This window comes from Rathayibacter tanaceti (assembly GCF_001634385.1).
GTDB classification, from domain to species: Bacteria; Actinomycetota; Actinomycetes; order Actinomycetales; family Microbacteriaceae; genus Rathayibacter; species Rathayibacter tanaceti.
In genome coordinates this window covers 1-16,668 of record NZ_LIIN01000068.1, presented here as the reverse complement: position 1 = coordinate 16,668, position 16,668 = coordinate 1, and the positions used below count along the sequence as shown (strand labels likewise).

Here is a 16,668-nt window from a genome sequence, read left to right as displayed (position 1 = left end):
CCACCGCGCGGGGCGACCGCATCACGAGTGCGCGGCGCGGGGCGGCCGGCTCGTCCCCACCGCAGCACTCCGCGCTCACTCGGACACCCCGCAGCACAGCGGGACATCGCAGTCCTCGTCCGCGCACTCCACGCCGTCATCGACCGCGAGCACCACATCGACCATCGACGTCAACGCCTTCGACAGATGCGGATCCGCGATCTCGTAGCGAGTGCCGCGCCCCTCCGGGATCGCCACGACGATGCCGCATCCTCGCAGGCACGTCAGGTGATTCGACACGTTCGAGCGCGTCAACCCGAGAGTCTGCGCCAGCTCGCCGGGATGCCCGGGCTGCTCGATCAGGGACAGCAGAATCCGCGAGCGCGTCGGATCCGCCATCGCCCGACCCAAGCGGTTCATGACGTCGAGACGGGAGGCACTGGTCAGCATGCAGTGACTATACAGCGATGACTGACATGTCCACGGGACGGAGCCGGACGCACCACCACTCCGCTGCGACCCGACAGGCATACGGTCTCCGATGAGGAGCGCGGATGTCGCCGCTCCTCCGGCGCACAGAGGGCCTCAGCTTCGACCCCGCGATGCGACAGCACCGCTCGAGGAGCGGACGCTCAGGCGGCCGGCGCCTCGATCCGCGGGAAGAGCGGCGCGAGGGCGCCGACGGCCGTGCCGACGGGAAGGATGCCCCAGCGACCCGCCTCGCGCAGGGGCTGCGCGGTGAGCGCGCCCAGCGACTCCGCGACGCCCAGCGCCTCCCACAGGGCGGTCGTCGCCCGAGGAACGACCGGCGACAGCAGCACGGTGAGCGCCCGCAGCCCCTCCGTCGCGGTGTAGAGCACGGTGCCCAGACGCTCGCGGTCGCCGCGCTTGGCGAGCGCCCACGGCTCCTGCTCGGTGATGTAGCCGTTGAGTTCCTCGACGATGCTCCAGACGGCGGTGATGGCGTCGTGGATCGCGAGCGCCTCGATCGACCGGTCGGCCGAGACGACGGCCTCGGCGACGGTGCGCTGGATGCGCTCCTCCGAGGCGGTGAGCGCGCCCGGCTCGGGCACGACTCCCTCGTAGTAGCGGTGCAGCATCGCGATGACACGGGAGGCGAGGTTGCCGAAGCCGTTGGCGAGCTCGGACTGGTAGCGCGCCGACAGGTCCTCCCACGAGAACGAGCCGTCCTGGCCGAAGGTGATCGCCCGCAGGAAGTAGTAGCGGAACGCGTCGGAGCCGAAAGTGTCGGTGATCTGCTCGGGCGCGATGCCGGTGAGCTTCGACTTCGACATCTTCTCGCCGCCGACGAGCAGCCAGCCGTGCCCGAAGACCTGCTGGGGCACGTCGAGCCCGGCGGCCATGAGCATGGCCGGCCAGATCACCGCGTGGAAGCGGAGGATGTCCTTGCCGACGATGTGCGTCGCGGGCCAGCGGCGCGCGAACTCGGTCTCGTCCTGGCCGTAACCGACGGCGGTGATGTAGTTGAGCAGCGCGTCGAACCAGACGTACACGACGTGGGAGTCGTCCCACGGCACTTTCACGCCCCAGTCGAAGCTCGAGCGCGAGATCGACAGGTCGGCGAGGCCCTGGCGCACGAAGCTGACGACCTCGTTGCGCGCCGACTCGGGCTGCACGAAGTCGGGACGCTCCTCGTAGAGGGCGAGCAGGCGCTCGGTGTACTCGCTCATCTTGAAGAAGTAGTTCTTCTCGCTGAGCAGCTCGACCGGCTTGGAGTGGATCTTGCAGACGTACTGGCCGGCGTAGTCGCCGGCGCCCTCCTCGAGGTCGGACGGCTGCTTGTACTCCTCGCAGCCGACGCAGTAGTAGCCCTCGTACTCACCCGTGTAGATCGCGTCCTCGTCGTAGAGCTTCTGGAGGAACTTCTGGACATTGACCTCGTGCCGCGCGTCCGTGGTGCGGATGAAGTCGTCGTTCGCGATGTCGATCGTCTCGAGCAGCGGCTGCCAAGCGGTCGCGACGAGGCGGTCGGCCCACTCCTTGGGAGTCGTGCCGTTCGCGGTGGCGGTGCGGAGGATCTTCTGGCCGTGCTCGTCGGTGCCGGTCAGCAGCCAGGTGTCGTCTCCGGCCTGCCGGTGCCAGCGGGTGAGGACGTCGGCGGCGACCTCGGTGTACGCGTGCCCGATGTGCGGGACGTCGTTCACGTAGAAGATCGGGGTCGTGAGATAGAAGGAGGCGCCGTCGGACATGGCGACCATCCTATGGTTCGCGCGAGTCGCCGCCTCCCGTGTGACGGGAGCGACCGCGGCTGCCGGGTAGCCACCTCTGCTCGACCGAGCGACACCATGTCGCGGGACATGACGTCTGCTCAGCGGGCCTCCTAGCCTGGTCGCATCCACGACGCCGCTCGAGACGGAGACTCCCATGACGCACGCCGCGCCCACCTCGACCGATCCGCTGCTGCGCCGGCGCACCGCCCTCGCCGCCGCCTGGACCCTGCCGGTCATCGCTCTCGCCACCGCGACTCCCGCCGCCGCCGCGAGCGCGGCCGCGCGCTTCGACCTGCAGATGCAGAACTTCTCGGGCGACGACGGATCCTGGTACAACGACGACCGCACCCAGTACCTGCGCTACAACTCCTTCTTCTCGCCGACCGTCCGCAACGCCGGGCCCGACGCCGCGCCGGCCGGGACGGTCGTGGTCATGCGCTCGGACGACCGTGTCCTCGGCTCCCCGTCCCTGAGGGTGGCCGACGGCTCGGACATCCCCGCGAGCGCGATCGCGATCAGCGGGCCCGTCGTCGAGGGCAACCGCTCCACATTCACCGCCGTGATCTCGGTGCCGATCCCGGCCGGGGCCACCGTCCTGTTCTCCCCGCGGTTCGACCGGGTCCTCACCCAGGAGGACGCCTCCGCGATCCACGACCTCCGGGCGGCGTTCCCGGACCTGACCCCGCACTCCTTCTCGCTCTCCTCGCCGGCCGGCGCAGACGCCGATCCCTCGAACGACTCGATCTCGTGGTCGGCGGAGGTGGGCACGGTCGTCCCGTGGAACGGCGCGATCAGTGCCGAGTGGGCCTCTCTCACGACCGGGAGCTGCACCTACCCCTCCGTGAGCGCGTTGGTCGTCACCAGCACCGGAGCGAACGCCGTGCCGACCGGGACGCAGGTGTACTACTCCTTCGACACCCGCTTCGTCACCGCAGTGTCGGTCGCGTCCGCGACGATCGACGGCGCTCCGACCACGATGCGGCTGGGCGGCGTGGACACCCGGTCCACGAGCGGTTTCGCCTACTGGTTCACCACCGAGCCCGTGGCTCCGGGCTCCGTGCTGCGCATCGAGCTCGCCTCGGTCACGGATGCGTCGGCCACCGCGTCCAGCCCGGTCACCACAGCCTCGGGCGGGCTGGGCACGGACGTCAGCCAGAGCGACACCTCCGACGACTCGTTCCGCCGGGAGGGCACCTGCGCCTGAGCGGGCGTCAGCCGCGCCGGGAGGCGAGCGCCGCCTCGTAGAGCGCGCGGCGCGAGAGTCCGGTGATCTCGGCGACCTCGGCCGACGCCTCCTTCAGGCGCGAGCCGGCGGAGACGCGGGCGAGCACGTCGACCAGCGCGTCCTCGAGCGAGGCCTCGCGGACAGGAGCGCCCTCGACGACCAGGCAGATCTCGCCGCGCAGCCCGCCCGCCGCCCACTCCGCGAGCTCGGCGGCGGTGCCGCGGCGCACCTCCTCGAACATCTTGGTCAGCTCGCGGCAGACCACCACGCGACGCTCGGGGCCCATCGCCTCGACCAGGTCGGCGAGCGCGTCGCCGATGCGGTGCGGCGACTCAAAGAAGACCATGGTGCGGCGTTCGTCGGCGACACTGCGGAAGGTCGAGACGCGCTCGCCGTGACGGCGCGGCAGGAAGCCCTCGAAGCTGAACCGGTCGGTCGGCAGGCCGGAGACGGCGAGCGCCATCAGCACTGCCGAGGGGCCGGGGAGCGCCGTCACGGCGACTCCGGCCGCCACGGCCGCCTCCACGAGGTGGTACCCCGGGTCGGAGACGGTCGGCATGCCCGCGTCGCTGAGCACCAGGAGGTCCTCCTCGCGGGCGAGCTCTACCAGCTCGGCGGCGCGCTCGCGCTCGTTGTGGTCGTGCAGCGCGTAGAGCGCGGGGCGGTTCTCGACCCCCAGTGCGCGAAGGAGTTGGATCGTCACGCGGGTGTCCTCGGCGGCGATGTGGCGGGCGGAGGAGAGCGCCTCCACGAGCCTGCGGGAGGCGTCGCCGAGGTTTCCGATAGGCGTGCCGGCGAGGATGATCATGGGGCCAGTCTCCCAGGGCGCCGCTCCGCATCCCTCGGTGCGACGGCCGGACCGAGCGGGTCCGCCCTCGAGTTCGGGCATGCGGAGGCGGCCGGGGACGGGGGCTTCCCGCCGTTCGGACCTCGGTTCCGCGCACGCGGCGCAGTAGCGGCCGGCGGCGCGGGGACGCGCGGTTAGCATGGCCGGGTGACGGACCGACCGCAGCGCGACTTCGACGATCTGCTCCTCGACGCCGCCGGGTCGACGCGCTCCGTCCCGGTCGAGCCTGCGGAGGCGGCAGCGCCGCGCGAGCGGACGCCCTCCCCCGACGTGCCGCGCGGATCCTGGTTCGACGACCTGCACACGCGCCTCGTCGCCTCCCCCGCCCGCCGTCGGCTCTACGAGCTGGGTCTACCACTCGTCGTGGTGGCGCTGGCCGCGGTGCTGCGGCTGTGGAACCTCGGCCACCCGCGTTCGCTCGTCTTCGACGAGACGTTCTACGTCAAGGACGCCTGGACGCTCTGGAACCTGGGCTTCGAGGGCGCCTGGCCCGAGAGCCCGGACTCGGGCTTCGCGGCCGGCGACGTCGACACCTTCACCGGCGCACCCTCGTTCGTCGTCCATCCTCCGCTGGGCAAGTGGATCATCGGGCTCGGGATGGGCGCGCTCGGAGCCGACGACAGCGTGGGCTGGCGCCTCTCGACCGCGATCGTCGGGATCCTCGCCGTCGCGCTCGTGATCGCGATCGGCCGACTGCTGTTCCGCTCCACCGCCCTCGCCTCCCTGGCAGGCCTGCTCCTCGCCATCGACGGGCACGCGATCGTGATGTCGCGGGTCTCGCTGCTCGACGGGATCCTGATGTTCGTCGCCCTGTGCGGTGTGGCGGCCGTGCTGCTCGACCGGAGCTGGGCCGAGCTCCAGCTCGCGCGGAAGGTGGCGGCGGGGACCCTCCCGAGCTGGGGGCCCGTCCTGTGGTGGCGGCCGTGGCTGCTCGTCGCGGGGCTGCTGTTCGGGCTGGCCGCGGGAGTGAAGTGGACGGGGGTGTACTTCCTCGCGGCCTACGGGCTCTACGCGGTGGTCGTGGATGCGCTTCTGCGCCGCCGCGCGGGCGTGCCGTTCTGGGCGAGCGGGGCGATCCTCAAGCAAGGTCCGGTGACCTTCCTCCTGGTCGTGCCGATCGCCCTGGTCGCCTACGTGGGCACCTGGATGGGGTGGCTCCGGACCAGCGGCGGCTGGGCGCGCGACTGGGCGACGGAGGCGCCGGGCAACGCCTGGACCGGCGCCCTGGCCTGGGTGCCGCACTGGGCTCAGAGCCTCTGGCACTACCACGTGCAGATGTACGACTACTCGATCAATCTGCGCGCCTCGCACCCGTACGAGGCGAACCCGCTGACCTGGCTGTTGATGCTCCGGCCGACCAGCATGTACTTCGTCGACCAGGCGGGCGGAGTCGACGGCTGCACCGCCGGACGCTGCGACGAGGCGATCACCTCCGTCGCGAATCCGCTGATCTGGTACGCCGGCGTGCTCGCGCTCGCGTACCTCCTCTACCGCCTCGCCCGCTACCGCGAGTGGCGGGCCGGCTTCGTGCTGATGGGGATCGTCGCCGGCTACCTGCCGTGGCTGCTCTACCTCGACCGCACGGTGTTCCAGTTCTACTGCGTGGTGTTCGAGCCGTACATGATGCTGGCGCTGGCGCTGACGGCGGGGATCGTGATCGGCAGGCCGGGAGACGAGCGCAGGAGGCGCACCCGCGGGATCCTGCTGGTGCTCGTGTTCGGAGTCGCCGCCGCGGCGCTCACGGCCTACTTCCTCCCGCTGTGGACGGGGCATCAGACATCCTTCTCGTTCTGGCAGGCGCACATGTGGCTGCCCTCGTGGGTCTGATCGGGCGGCTGGGCCCGGGAGTCGCGGCCTGCGCACTCGCGGCGGTCGTCGCCGCCCTGGTGCACACAGCTGTGCCCGCCGTGCCGATGCTCACGGCGGCGGTGGTGCTCGGGATCCTCGTCGCGCAGCTGCCGGCGGCCCGCCCGCTCCTGGGAGGAGCGCTCGCGCCGGGCCTGAAGACCTCGTCACGCACGCTGATGCGAACGGGCATCGTGCTCCTCGGGCTCAAGCTCTCGCTCCTCGACATCGCGGCCCTGGGCTGGGAAGCGATCGCGGTCGTCGTCGGGATCGTGGTCGCCACCTTCGCCCTCACCTGGGCCCTCGGCCACGCGCTGCGGCTACCCGGGCGCGAGCCGGTGCTCCTCGCGGCCGGCTTCTCGATCTGCGGAGCCTCCGCGATCGGGGCGATGGCCGGAGCGACCCGGGCGAGGGACCAGGAGCAGGCGACTCCCGTCGCGCTGGTCACCCTCTGCGGCACACTCGCGATCGCGGTGCTCCCGGCGCTGCAGCAGCCGCTCGGGCTCTCGGATGTGCAGTTCGGCCACTGGGTGGGTGCCTCCGTGCACGATGTGGGCCAGGTGGTCGCGACGGCGCAGGTCGCCGGCGCCTCCGCCCTGGCGGTCGCGGTCGTGGTGAAGCTGACCCGCGTGGTGCTGCTCGCGCCGATGGTGGCGGTGGCCGCGGCCGTCACCCGCCGAGGTGGGGAGGAGGGAGGGTCGCGACCCGCGATCGTGCCGCTGTTCGTGGTCGGGTTCCTCGCGGCGGTGCTGCTGCGGACCGTCCTGCCGCTGCCGGACGGACTCCTCGCCGCAGCCGACACGGCGCAGACATGGCTCCTCGCGGCGGCTCTCTTCGCGCTCGGCAGTGCGGTGCGGGTGCGAGCGCTTTTGGCCACGGGCTGGCGGGCGCTGATCGTGGCGCTGGTCTCGTGGGCGGCGATCGCAGCGATGGGGCTGGCAGCGGTGCAGCTCGCGCTCTGAGCGGCACGGCGGGCGACGGGATCCGCTCTGTTACGGGATGCGTCCGAGCGGCACGACCATGTCGATGCTGACCGCTACCGTCGATCGCATGGCAGATCGCGAGTACGGCTTCAAGACGCGGGCAATCCACGCGGGGAACATCCCCGACCCGGTGACGGGGGCGCGGGCGCTGCCGATTTACCAGACGAGCGCGTTCGTCTTCGACGACACCTCCGATGCGGCCGCGCGGTTCGCGCTGCAGAAGTACGGCAACGTCTACTCACGCCTCTCGAACCCCACCGTCGCCTCGTTCGAGGAGCGGGTGGCCAGCCTTGAGGGCGGGCTCGGTGCCGTCGCCACCGCCTCCGGGCTCTCGGCGCAGTTCATCACCTTCGCGGCGCTGGTGGGAGCGGGCGACCACGTCGTCTCCTCCGCCAACCTCTACGGCGGCTCGATCACCCAGCTCGACGTGACCCTGCGGCGCTTCGGAGTCGACACCACCTTCGTGCGCTCGAGCGACCCGGCCGATTACGCGGCCGCGATCACCCCCGCAACCAAGGTGCTCTACGCCGAGACGATCGCGAACCCCTCCGGCGAGATCGCCGACATCGAGGGTCTCGCCGCCGTCGCGCACGCCGCAGGCATCCCGCTGATCATCGACTCGACGGTCGCGACCCCCTATCTCGTGCGTCCCATCGAGTGGGGCGCCGACATCGTCATCCACTCGGCCACGAAGTTCCTCGGCGGGCACGGCACCACGCTCGGCGGTGTCGTCGTCGAATCGGGGCGGTTCCACTACTCCCGCGAGAAGTTCCCGCTGCTGCACGACCCGGTCGCCTCCTACGGAGACCTGTCGTGGGACGGCAACTTCGGTGAGTACGGCTTCCTCACCCGGCTGCGCGCCGAACAGCTGCGCGACATCGGGCCGGTCCTGGCCCCGCACTCGGCGTTCCTGCTCGCGCAGGGCGTCGAGACACTGCCGTACCGGATCCAGGCGCACGTCGACAACGCCCGCCGCGTCGCCGAGTGGCTCGACACCGATCCCCGCATCGAGGCGGTCTACTGGGCGGGCCTCTCCGGACACCCGCACCACGACCGCGCGCAGAAGTACCTGCCGAAGGGTCCGGGCTCGGTGTTCAGCTTCGTCGTGAAGGGCGGCCGCGCAGTCGGTCAGACCTTCATCGAGTCGGTCGACCTCGCCAGCCACCTGGCCAACATCGGCGATGCGAAGACGCTGGTCATCCATCCCGCCTCGACGACCCACGCGCAGCTCACCGAGGAGCAGCTGCTGCACGCGGGCGTCCTGCCGGGCCTCGTCCGCCTGTCCGTCGGCATCGAGGACGCGGACGACATCATCTACGACCTCGATCAGGCACTCGACCGCGCGCTCGAGAAGCACGGCACCCCGGAGGCTCCCACCGAGCTGCCCGCCGACACGACGACCACCCTGCACACCCCGGCCGTGGAGGTCTGAGCATGAGCACCACCGAGACCGTCGTCCAGCTCTCCAACGGGCTGAGCTGCTCCGTCCCCGCCGACTCTCCTCTCGCGAAGACTCTGCGGTCGCAACGCACGTGGGTCGGCCCCGACGCGCGGGCGCGCCTGGACATCCTCCGGCGGGCGAAGACCGTCGCGATCGTGGGAGCCTCGCCCAACCCGGCGCGCTCCTCCTACTTCGTCGCCACCTACCTGCAGCAGTCGAGCGACTACGAGCTGTACTTCGTGAACCCGAACGCCACCGAGATCCTGGGGCAGCCGGTCTACCGCAGCCTCGCCGATCTCCCGGTGGTCCCCGACATCGTCGACGTCTTCCGCAGAGCGAGCGACATCCCCTCGGTGATCGACGATGTGCTCGCGATCGGCGCGCCCACGGTGTGGGTGCAGCTGGGCATCTGGAATCAGGAGGCGGCCGAGTACGGCGAGTCGAAGGGCCTGACCGTGGTGATGGACCGCTGCATCAAGGTCGAGCACGCCCGGTTCCACGGCGGGCTGCACCTGCTGGGCTTCGACACCGGCCAGATCTCGGCCCGCAAGACGCTGCGCTAGGTCCATCTCCGCGAGATGCCACTTGTGCACGCCTCTCCCGGCGTGTCGCGTACACAAGTGGCATCTCGCGGCAGGGATCAGTCGCCCTTCACATTCACGAGCTGGCGGAGGGTGTGTCGCACCTCCACCAGGTCGGCCGCGTCGGCCAGCACCCGGTCGATCGGCTTGTAGGCCGCAGGGATCTCGTCGATGAAGGCGTCGGTGTCGCGGTACTCGATCCCCTCCATCGCCTCCCGGAGCTGATCCCGGGTGAAGGTGCGGCGCGCGGCGGACCGTGAGTACTCTCGACCGGCTCCGTGCGGCGAGGAGTTCAGCGAGAGCGCGTTCCCCCGGCCGACCACCACGTACGACGCGGTCCCCATCGACCCGGGGATGAGCCCCGGCCGCCCCGCATCCGCCTGGATTGCGCCCTTCCGGCTGACCCATACGTCCCGGCCCCAGTGCCGCTCCTTCTCGGTGAAGTTGTGGTGGCAGTTGATCCGCTCCGCCTCCTCCACCTCGCGGCCGAGCCACTCGGAGAGCTGCCGGACGACGCGGTCCATCATCTCCTCGCGGTTCAGCAGGGCGAAGTGCTGTGCCCAGCGCAGCTCGGCGATGTAGCGGTCGAATTCGGCTGTGCCCTCGACGAGGTAGGCGAGGTCGGAGTCGGGCAGGGTGATCCAGTGGCGCGCGCAGTATTCGCGGGCGACTCGGATGTGCGCGGTCGCGATCCGGTTGCCGACTCCGCGGGACCCCGAGTGCAGGAACAGCCAGACGGTGTCCGTCTCGTCGACGCTCACCTCGATGAAGTGGTTGCCGCTGCCGAGTGTGCCCACCTGGAGCCGCCAGTGCTTCGCGCGGCTGTCGGGATCGACGCCGGCCCGGGCGGCGAGTACCTCCAGCTCCGCGATGCGCGGTTCGGCGGTGGCGACGACCCTCCGGTTGGCGGCGCCGGCCGAGAGGGGGACGGCGCGTTCGATCTGCTGCCGGAGCTCGCCGAGGTCGCGGCCCGTGAGGTCGTCGCGGGTGAAGCGGGTCCGCACGGCGATCATGCCGCAGCCGATGTCGACGCCGACGGCGGCCGGGATGATCGCAGCGTCCGTCGGGATGACGGAGCCGACGGTCGCGCCGAGTCCGAGGTGGGCGTCGGGCATGAGTGCCAGGTGGGGGAAGACGAACGGCATGCGGGAGGCCGTGAGGGCCTGCTCGCGTGCGTTGTCGTCCAGGATGCTCGCCCAGGAGACGAGTCGATCGGTGATCCTCTGCATGGTCCTTCCTCCGATGAGGTTCCGGCGGTCGCCGGGGTTGGGGTGGAGACGCGTTCCATGCGGCGGGATGCCGCGGACCGGTCGTGCGTCGCCTCCCCTGCAGAGGAGCGCGGGCGGGAAGGGTCCTCAAACGTATGTCGTCCGGGGCCCTCGGCGGGTGCTAAGGGTGCCGGACGACGGGCTGGAGTTCTGCCTGCGAGCGCTTCGAGCGCTCGATCATCGGCTGGAGCCGACGGTCAGCCGGGAGCGGCATGCTGCGGTACTGGTGCACGGCGCGCTCCCTCCAGGTGTCGATCGCGCACTCCGGCGGTGCGCCCGGCGAAACTAGCAGCCCGGGCGTGTCGCGGGCAAGCCGGGCGTGTCGCCACTACCGGACGTGGGCGCAGTCTGGCGCGCGGAGCACGCGCCCACCTCCCCCGCGCGACGGAGACGCCTCCGCATTGCGTGGACGCTCTCTGGATGCTGCATCCCAAAGCCGTCGGACCGGCGACGCGCAGGAGTAGGCCTGAAGGGCAAGGAGAAACGACTCTCCAGATCGTGACAACGAATCCGGCCGCATCACGGCCATGAAGAGGTGTACGAACGATGAGACAGTCCACTTCCACCCCCGACTTCACCGCACACGAGTCCCGCCGCCCGCGGGGCCGCCTGCTGATCGCCGGAGTCGCGTGCGGCGCTCTGGCCTTCGGATCGCTGGCCACAGCGCCGATGGCGTTCGCCGCCCCCGCGCAGGTGTCCGCCGTCTCGGCCGCCGCGGCCGCCTGGCCCGTCGTCGCGCAGGGCGAGAACAGCGCCAATGTGCGCACGCTCCAACACCTGCTGACGGCCGCCGGGCAGCCGGTCGACGCCGACGGGATCTTCGGCAGCGGCACGGCCGCCGCGGTCACCGCCTTCCAGAGTGCCCGCGGACTCTCGGCCGACGGGATCGTCGGCGAGCAGACGTGGTCGGCGCTCATCACGACGGTGTCCTCCGGAGACTCCGGCGACGCGGTCACGGCGCTCCAGGTGCAGCTGAACAAGACCGGCGCGGGCCTGACCGTCGACGGCCAGTTCGGAGCTGCGACGCGCGCCGCCGTCGAGAGCTTCCAGTCGGCAGCCGGGCTCACGGTCGACGGCGTCGCCGGACCGCAGACCTGGCAGTCGCTCGTCGGATCCGGCTCGGGGACGACTCCCGAGCCCGGCCAGCCGGGTGAGACCTTCGCCACCCTGAGCGACGAACAGCTCTCGAACGTCCGCACGATCATCGCCGAGGGCAAGGCCGCAGGCGTCCCCGAGTACGGCTGGGTGATCGCCATCGCCACGGCGATGCAGGAGTCGCGCCTGCGCAACCTCACGGGCGGCGATCGCGACTCGGTCGGGCTCTTCCAGCAGCGGCCCTCGGCCGGCTGGGGCAGCGCCTCGGAGCTGGTCGACCCGGTGTACGCGTCGCGTGCGTTCTACGGCGCGGCGAACAGCCCGACGAGCAACAGAGGGCTGCTCGACGTGCCGGACTGGCAGTCTCTGTCGGTGACCCAGGCCGCGCAGGCGGTGCAGGTCTCCGCCTATCCGGACGCCTACGCCCAGTGGGAGACCCTGGCCCGTGAGGCCGTCGCGAGCGAGGGATGAGAACCATGACCATGATGACCACGGGCACCACGACCACGGGCACCACGACCACCGAGGCGACGACCGCTGGAGGGCGCAGCTCCGAGCCCGCGTCCTCGCGATCGTCACCGCACTCCTGCTCGCCGTCGGCTTCGTCGCCGGAGGGACCGCGAGCGCCCAGGCCGCCGACTGGCCGGTGCTCTCCTCCGGTTCCACGGGCGACGATGTGACGACGGCGCAGTACCTGCTCCGCGGCTCCGGGCAGTCGCTCGATGTCGACGGTGCCTTCGGGCCGGGGACGGCGGCCGCCGTGACGGCCTTCCAGTCCGCGAAGGGGCTCGCCGCTGACGGCGTGATCGGCCAGGCGACCTGGGGCGCCCTCACCGTGACCGTCCAGAGCGGGTCCTCGGGTGATGCCGTGCGCGCCGCGCAGACTCAGCTGAACGCGAACGGCTCCTCGCTCGCCGTCGACGGCGTCTTCGGGGCGGGTACCGCCTCCGCCGTGACGAGCTTCCAGGGCTCTGCAGGCCTGACGGCCGACGGGATCGTCGGGCCGGCCACCTGGAAGGCGCTGATCGCGGGCACCGGCGGAGGCACCACTCCCCCGCCGAGCGGCGGCGCGGCCGCCACCGCCCAGGCGATCCTCGACAACCCGGGAATCGAGCTGTACGAACTCGGCGACGACAAGGCCTCGAGCTCGCTGTCCAACGTCCGCGACACCGCGGCGGGACAGCCCGCGAAGACGAGCCCCTTCGGCGATGTCGGCGTGACCGACGTGGCCCTGGATCCCGCGATGCTCGACGGCCTGCTCGCGCTGAACACCGAGTACGGCTTCGACCTCCGCGTCACCTCGATCGCCGGTGAGGACCACTCCAGCACCTCGCGCCACTACACGGGGCACGCGGTCGACATCGACCGCATCGACGGAGTGACGGTCTCGGGCGGTGCGGACCACACGGCCGTGCAGAACGCGTGCTCGGCCTTGGGCGCGACGCTCACGCTCGGCCCCGGTGACCCCGGCCACTCGGACCACGTGCACTGCGAGTGGTGACCCGGGCGGAGCGCTGAGCTCCTCCTGACCACCGGCTCGAGGGGGCGGGCGCCCGTCACGGCGCCCGCCCCCTCCGCTGCGCCCCGCGCCGTCCCCGACCCGGGCGTACTCTCAGTGGATGAGTGCCTACGTCTCCGTCCTGGACCTGTTCAGCGTCGGGATCGGCCCGTCCAGCTCCCACACCGTCGGGCCGATGCGCGCGGCGCTCGCCCTCGCCGAGCGGGTCCGCGAGGCCGGGTTCCTCGGGCGAGTGACCCGGGTGGGCTGCACGCTCTACGGTTCGCTGGGCTCCACCGGGATCGGCCACGGGACTCCCGACGCCGTCGTCGCCGGACTCTCAGGGCTCGACCCGGAGACCTGCGAACCCGACCGGGTGCGCGGAGCGTGGCAGCGGCTCGGCGAGGACGGCGCGATCCTGCTGGCGGGCGAGCAGAGCCTTGCGATGACCCGCGACGACATCGTCTTCGAGCCCCGCACCCGCCTGCCGGAGCACCCGAACGCCCTGACCTTCAGCGTCTGGGTCGGCGAGGACGCGCTGCCGGTGTGGGAAGAGACGTACTACTCCATCGGCGGCGGTTTCATCCGCAGGGCCGGAGAGCGCGCGGAACTCGCGGCCCTCGCGCCGCACCCGCACCCCTTCGTGTCGGGGCTCGATCTGCTGGCGACCTGCGACCGCACGCGTTCGAGCATCGCGGATGTCGCGGCCGCGAACGAGCGGGCTCTGCATCCGGCGATCGACCTCGACGCCCGCCTCGACCGCATCTGGGACGCATGGAGCGTGCGTCGAGCGCGGCCTCGAGACCGACGGCGTGCTCCCCGGCGGCCTGGGCGTGCGGCGGCGCGCGTCCGTGCTGCGTCAGCGCCTCGAGGCCTTCGAGGAGGATCCGCTCGACCGCGCCCGTGCGACCTCGGTCGAGTGGCTGCACGCGTTCGCGCTGGCCGTCAATGAGGAGAACGCGGCCGGCGGGCGCGTGGTCACGGCGCCCACCAACGGAGCCGCCGGCATCATCCCGGCGGTAGCGCACTACTACCTCCGCTTCGTTCCGGGGGCGGACCGCGCCGGTATCCGCAGGTTCCTCCTGACGGCGACCGCCCTCGGCTCGCTCTGCAAGACCAATGCGTCGATCTCGGGAGCGGAGGCGGGCTGCCAGGGCGAGGTCGGCTCGGCCTGCGCGATGGCGGCCGGCGCGCTCTGCGCCGTGCTCGGAGGCTCGCCCCGACAGGTCGAGAACGCCGCGGAGATCGCGATGGAACACCACCTCGGGCTCACCTGCGATCCGGTCGGCGGGCTGGTGCAGATCCCTTGCATCGAGCGGAACGCCATCGCCTCGTCGACCGCGGTGAGTGCCGCCCGGCTCGCACTCCACGGCGACGGCGATCACCGCGTCTCGCTCGACGCGGTGATCGAGACCATGCGCCAGACCGGCATCGACATGTCCTCGAAGTACAAGGAGACGAGCGAGGGCGGGCTGGCCGTCAACGTCATCGAGTGCTGACGCACCGCCGCGCGGTCGGCCCGGTGCGCATGAAGCTCCGTGACGCAGGGGGGCGCGGATGTCGGCGGTCCGCCCTAGCGTGGGACGGGTGAGCAGCACTTCGACCCCCTACCTCGCTCGGCCGATCGTCTCGACCCAGTGGCTCGCCGACCAGCTCGGCCGCGAGAACCTCGTCGTGGTCGACGCGAGCGTCCTGCTCGTGCCCGGCTTCGACGGGCGCCCCGGCTATCTCAGCGGCGACGAGCAGTACCTCCTCGAGGGCCACGTGCCCGGCGCCGTCTTCGGCGACCTCCTCGAGCAGCTCTCGGACGCTGCGGCCCCGTTCCCCTTCTCCCGGCTCGACCCCGAGCGGTTCGCCCGGGCGACGGCCGAGCTCGGCATCGACGACGACTCGGCGGTCGTGGTCTACGACTCCGCCGTCGGCCAGTGGGCCTCGCGCCTGTGGTGGCTGCTGCGCGCCGCCGGTCACGACGCTGTCGCGGTTCTCGACGGCGGCCTCACCGCCTGGAGGCGCGAGGAGCGGCCGGTCGAGACCGGGCACGTCGAGCCGCGGACGAGCCCCGGCATCACGGTCCGCGAGGAGCGACCGCTCTGGATCGACAAGGCGGGCGTCGAGAGCGTGGTGCGCGGCGAGACGCCCGGAGCTCTCGTCTGCGCGGTGCCGCCGAAGGAATTCACCGGAGAAGAGGGGCGTCGCCCGCGCCGGGGCCACCTCCCCGGCTCCCGCAGCGTGCCGGCCGGCCGCCTGGTCGACCGCGCGGACAACACCCTGCTGCCGCCGCAGCGCCTCCGCTCGCTCTTCGGCGAGAGCCTCGAGGCCGAACGGATCATCCTCTACTGCGGCGGTGGGATCGCGGCGACCGCCGACGCCCTCGCACTCGCGGTGCTCGGTGTCGAGACCGCGGTCGTCTACGACGGATCGCTGAACGAGTGGGCGGCCGACCCGGAGGCGCCGCTGGCCGTCACGACCGCGTGACGATCGCGTCCGGGAGCCGCGTGGTCGGCAGCGCGCAGACGAACGACTCGCAGGAGTAGGCGGTCGGCAGCCCGTCCCGCGACGAGCGGCCCTCGAACAACTCGAATCCGGCGGACGCCCACTCCCGGCACCCGCGTCCGTGACGGCCGCCAGCACCCCCAGCCCGCTGGTCCGGGCCCCGCTCAGCAGCCCGGTGAGCCCGGCCTCGTCGGGGGCCACCAGCACCAGCTGCCGCACGGGCTCGGCGAGCCGCGACGCCAGGGCGAGCACCGCGCCGAAACCCATCGGCTGCTCAAGCGCGCCCGGAGCGACCGCGGCGACCACCGCCTCCGCGGCCGCCCGATAGCGCTGCTCCCCGGTCAGCAGGAACAGCTCGTATGCGGCCTCGGCGGTCGCCGAGAGACCGGAGGGAGTGGCCCCCTCGGAGGGATCGGCCGCAAGGAGCAGGCCGCGTGCCGCAAGCGCTCGGTCGCCGCCTCCGGGCAGGGCGAAGGGGAGCGGGCCCTCGGCCGCGTCGAGAGCCCCGTCGATCAGTGCACGGGCGGCGATGGCGTAGCGCGGCCGTCCCTCCGCGAGGGCCAGCTGCACGAGTCCGCCGGCGAGCATCCCGAGATCCTCGAGCGCCGGCCGGGCCGCCGACACCTCCTCGTCCAGCGACGCTCGCACGCTCACCCGTCCCTCGTCGAGGTGCCGATCGAGGAGGAGGTCGGCGGCGCGGCCCGCCGCGACGATCCACTCCTCCCGCCCGAACGCACGGCCCGCGCGGGCGAGCGCGCCGATCGCCAGGCCGTTCCAGCCCGTGACGATCTTCTCGTCGAGCGGAGGCGGCGCGAGCCGCGAGCGGTCCTCGGCGAGGTAGTAGCCGCCTTCTGAGCGCCGGCCCCCGACGAGGCTCTCGGAGTCCTGCGCGCTCGCGAAACCGCCGCTCGGGCGCTGAAGAGTCCCGAGGACGAAGGAGGCGACCCCCTCGGCCACCCGAGCGAGCTCGCCGGAGCCGACTCCCGCGCGACCGAGCAGGCGGCTCGCGACGTCGAGCAGCTGAGCGTTGTCGGTGAGCATCCGCTCGTAGTGCGGCTCGCTCCAGTCGGCACGGGTCGCGTAGCGGAAGAAGCCGCCGTCGCGGTCGCGCAGTGGCGACGCCGCGAGGGCCAGGAGGGTGCGCTCGGCGAGGGCCGCGCCCGCGTCGCGCCCGGCGAGGAA

Annotated in this window: 12 protein-coding genes and 1 pseudogene; 9 read left to right on the top strand and 4 right to left on the bottom strand. The window is 71.9% G+C overall.

All coding sequences use genetic code 11. From position 1 onward, the window contains the following. Positions 1-75: 75 nt before the first annotated feature. Positions 76-429, bottom strand: a complete 354-nt coding sequence (gene cmtR / locus ACH61_RS09520; RefSeq protein ID WP_068211556.1) for a Cd(II)/Pb(II)-sensing metalloregulatory transcriptional regulator CmtR — start codon at positions 427-429, stop codon at positions 76-78. Positions 430-611: 182 nt separating this feature from the next. Further along, positions 612-2,189 carry a methionine--tRNA ligase gene (gene metG / locus ACH61_RS09515; protein ID WP_068211553.1) on the bottom strand — a complete coding sequence of 526 codons (1,578 nt, stop codon included), beginning with the start codon at positions 2,187-2,189 and terminating at the stop codon, positions 612-614. A 175-nt stretch (positions 2,190-2,364) separates the two neighbouring features. Here metG and ACH61_RS09510 point away from each other — a divergent pair, with 175 nt between their 5' ends. Continuing rightward, entirely contained in the window at positions 2,365-3,414 is a 1,050-nt protein-coding gene (locus tag ACH61_RS09510; RefSeq protein WP_068211551.1) for a hypothetical protein, read from the top strand. Between the two features lie 7 nt (positions 3,415-3,421). Here ACH61_RS09510 and rsmI read toward each other — a convergent pair whose 3' ends face one another. Continuing rightward, positions 3,422-4,243 carry a 16S rRNA (cytidine(1402)-2'-O)-methyltransferase gene (rsmI, locus tag ACH61_RS09505; protein WP_068211548.1) on the bottom strand — a complete coding sequence of 274 codons (822 nt, stop codon included), beginning with the start codon at positions 4,241-4,243 and terminating at the stop codon, positions 3,422-3,424. A 186-nt stretch (positions 4,244-4,429) separates the two neighbouring features. Here rsmI and ACH61_RS09500 point away from each other — a divergent pair, with 186 nt between their 5' ends. From ACH61_RS09500 to ACH61_RS09485, 4 genes are all read left to right on the top strand, one after another. Beyond that, a complete protein-coding gene (locus ACH61_RS09500; protein WP_236713617.1) occupies positions 4,430-6,109 on the top strand; it encodes a dolichyl-phosphate-mannose--protein mannosyltransferase in 1,680 nt (559 codons plus the stop codon). Next, positions 6,088-7,089 carry a YeiH family protein gene (locus ACH61_RS09495; protein ID WP_068211545.1) on the top strand — a complete coding sequence of 334 codons (1,002 nt, stop codon included), beginning with the start codon at positions 6,088-6,090 and terminating at the stop codon, positions 7,087-7,089. The genes ACH61_RS09500 and ACH61_RS09495 overlap by 22 nt, the downstream gene beginning before the upstream one ends. A gap of 88 nt (positions 7,090-7,177) precedes the next feature. Then, positions 7,178-8,542, top strand: a complete 1,365-nt coding sequence (locus ACH61_RS09490; RefSeq protein WP_082845164.1) for an O-acetylhomoserine aminocarboxypropyltransferase/cysteine synthase family protein — start codon at positions 7,178-7,180, stop codon at positions 8,540-8,542. A 2-nt stretch (positions 8,543-8,544) separates the two neighbouring features. Then, the gene (locus ACH61_RS09485; RefSeq protein ID WP_068211541.1) at positions 8,545-9,114 is read left to right on the top strand and encodes a CoA-binding protein; all 570 of its coding nucleotides are present in this window, start codon (positions 8,545-8,547) and stop codon (positions 9,112-9,114) included. A gap of 77 nt (positions 9,115-9,191) precedes the next feature. On the opposite strand, the gene ACH61_RS09480 is transcribed toward ACH61_RS09485, so the two are convergent. Then, positions 9,192-10,361 carry an RtcB family protein gene (locus tag ACH61_RS09480; protein WP_068211533.1) on the bottom strand — a complete coding sequence of 390 codons (1,170 nt, stop codon included), beginning with the start codon at positions 10,359-10,361 and terminating at the stop codon, positions 9,192-9,194. A 585-nt stretch (positions 10,362-10,946) separates the two neighbouring features. Here ACH61_RS09480 and ACH61_RS09475 point away from each other — a divergent pair. The 4 genes and pseudogenes from ACH61_RS09475 to ACH61_RS09460 all read left to right on the top strand — a co-directional run bounded on the left by ACH61_RS09475 (position 10,947) and on the right by ACH61_RS09460 (position 15,468). Then, positions 10,947-11,966, top strand: coding sequence for a peptidoglycan-binding domain-containing protein (locus ACH61_RS09475; protein ID WP_082845163.1), 1,020 nt, complete (start codon positions 10,947-10,949; stop codon positions 11,964-11,966). Next, positions 11,941-12,996: a peptidoglycan-binding protein gene (locus tag ACH61_RS17940; RefSeq protein WP_236713616.1), complete on the top strand. Its 1,056-nt coding sequence runs from the start codon at positions 11,941-11,943 to the stop codon at positions 12,994-12,996. Before ACH61_RS09475 ends, ACH61_RS17940 begins: the two co-directional genes overlap by 26 nt. Positions 12,997-13,114: 118 nt before the next feature. Beyond that, positions 13,115-14,492: pseudogene (locus ACH61_RS09465) on the top strand (L-serine ammonia-lyase). Between the two features lie 88 nt (positions 14,493-14,580). After that, positions 14,581-15,468: a sulfurtransferase gene (locus ACH61_RS09460; RefSeq protein ID WP_158286076.1), complete on the top strand. Its 888-nt coding sequence runs from the start codon at positions 14,581-14,583 to the stop codon at positions 15,466-15,468. Positions 15,469-16,668 lie beyond the last annotated feature (1,200 nt).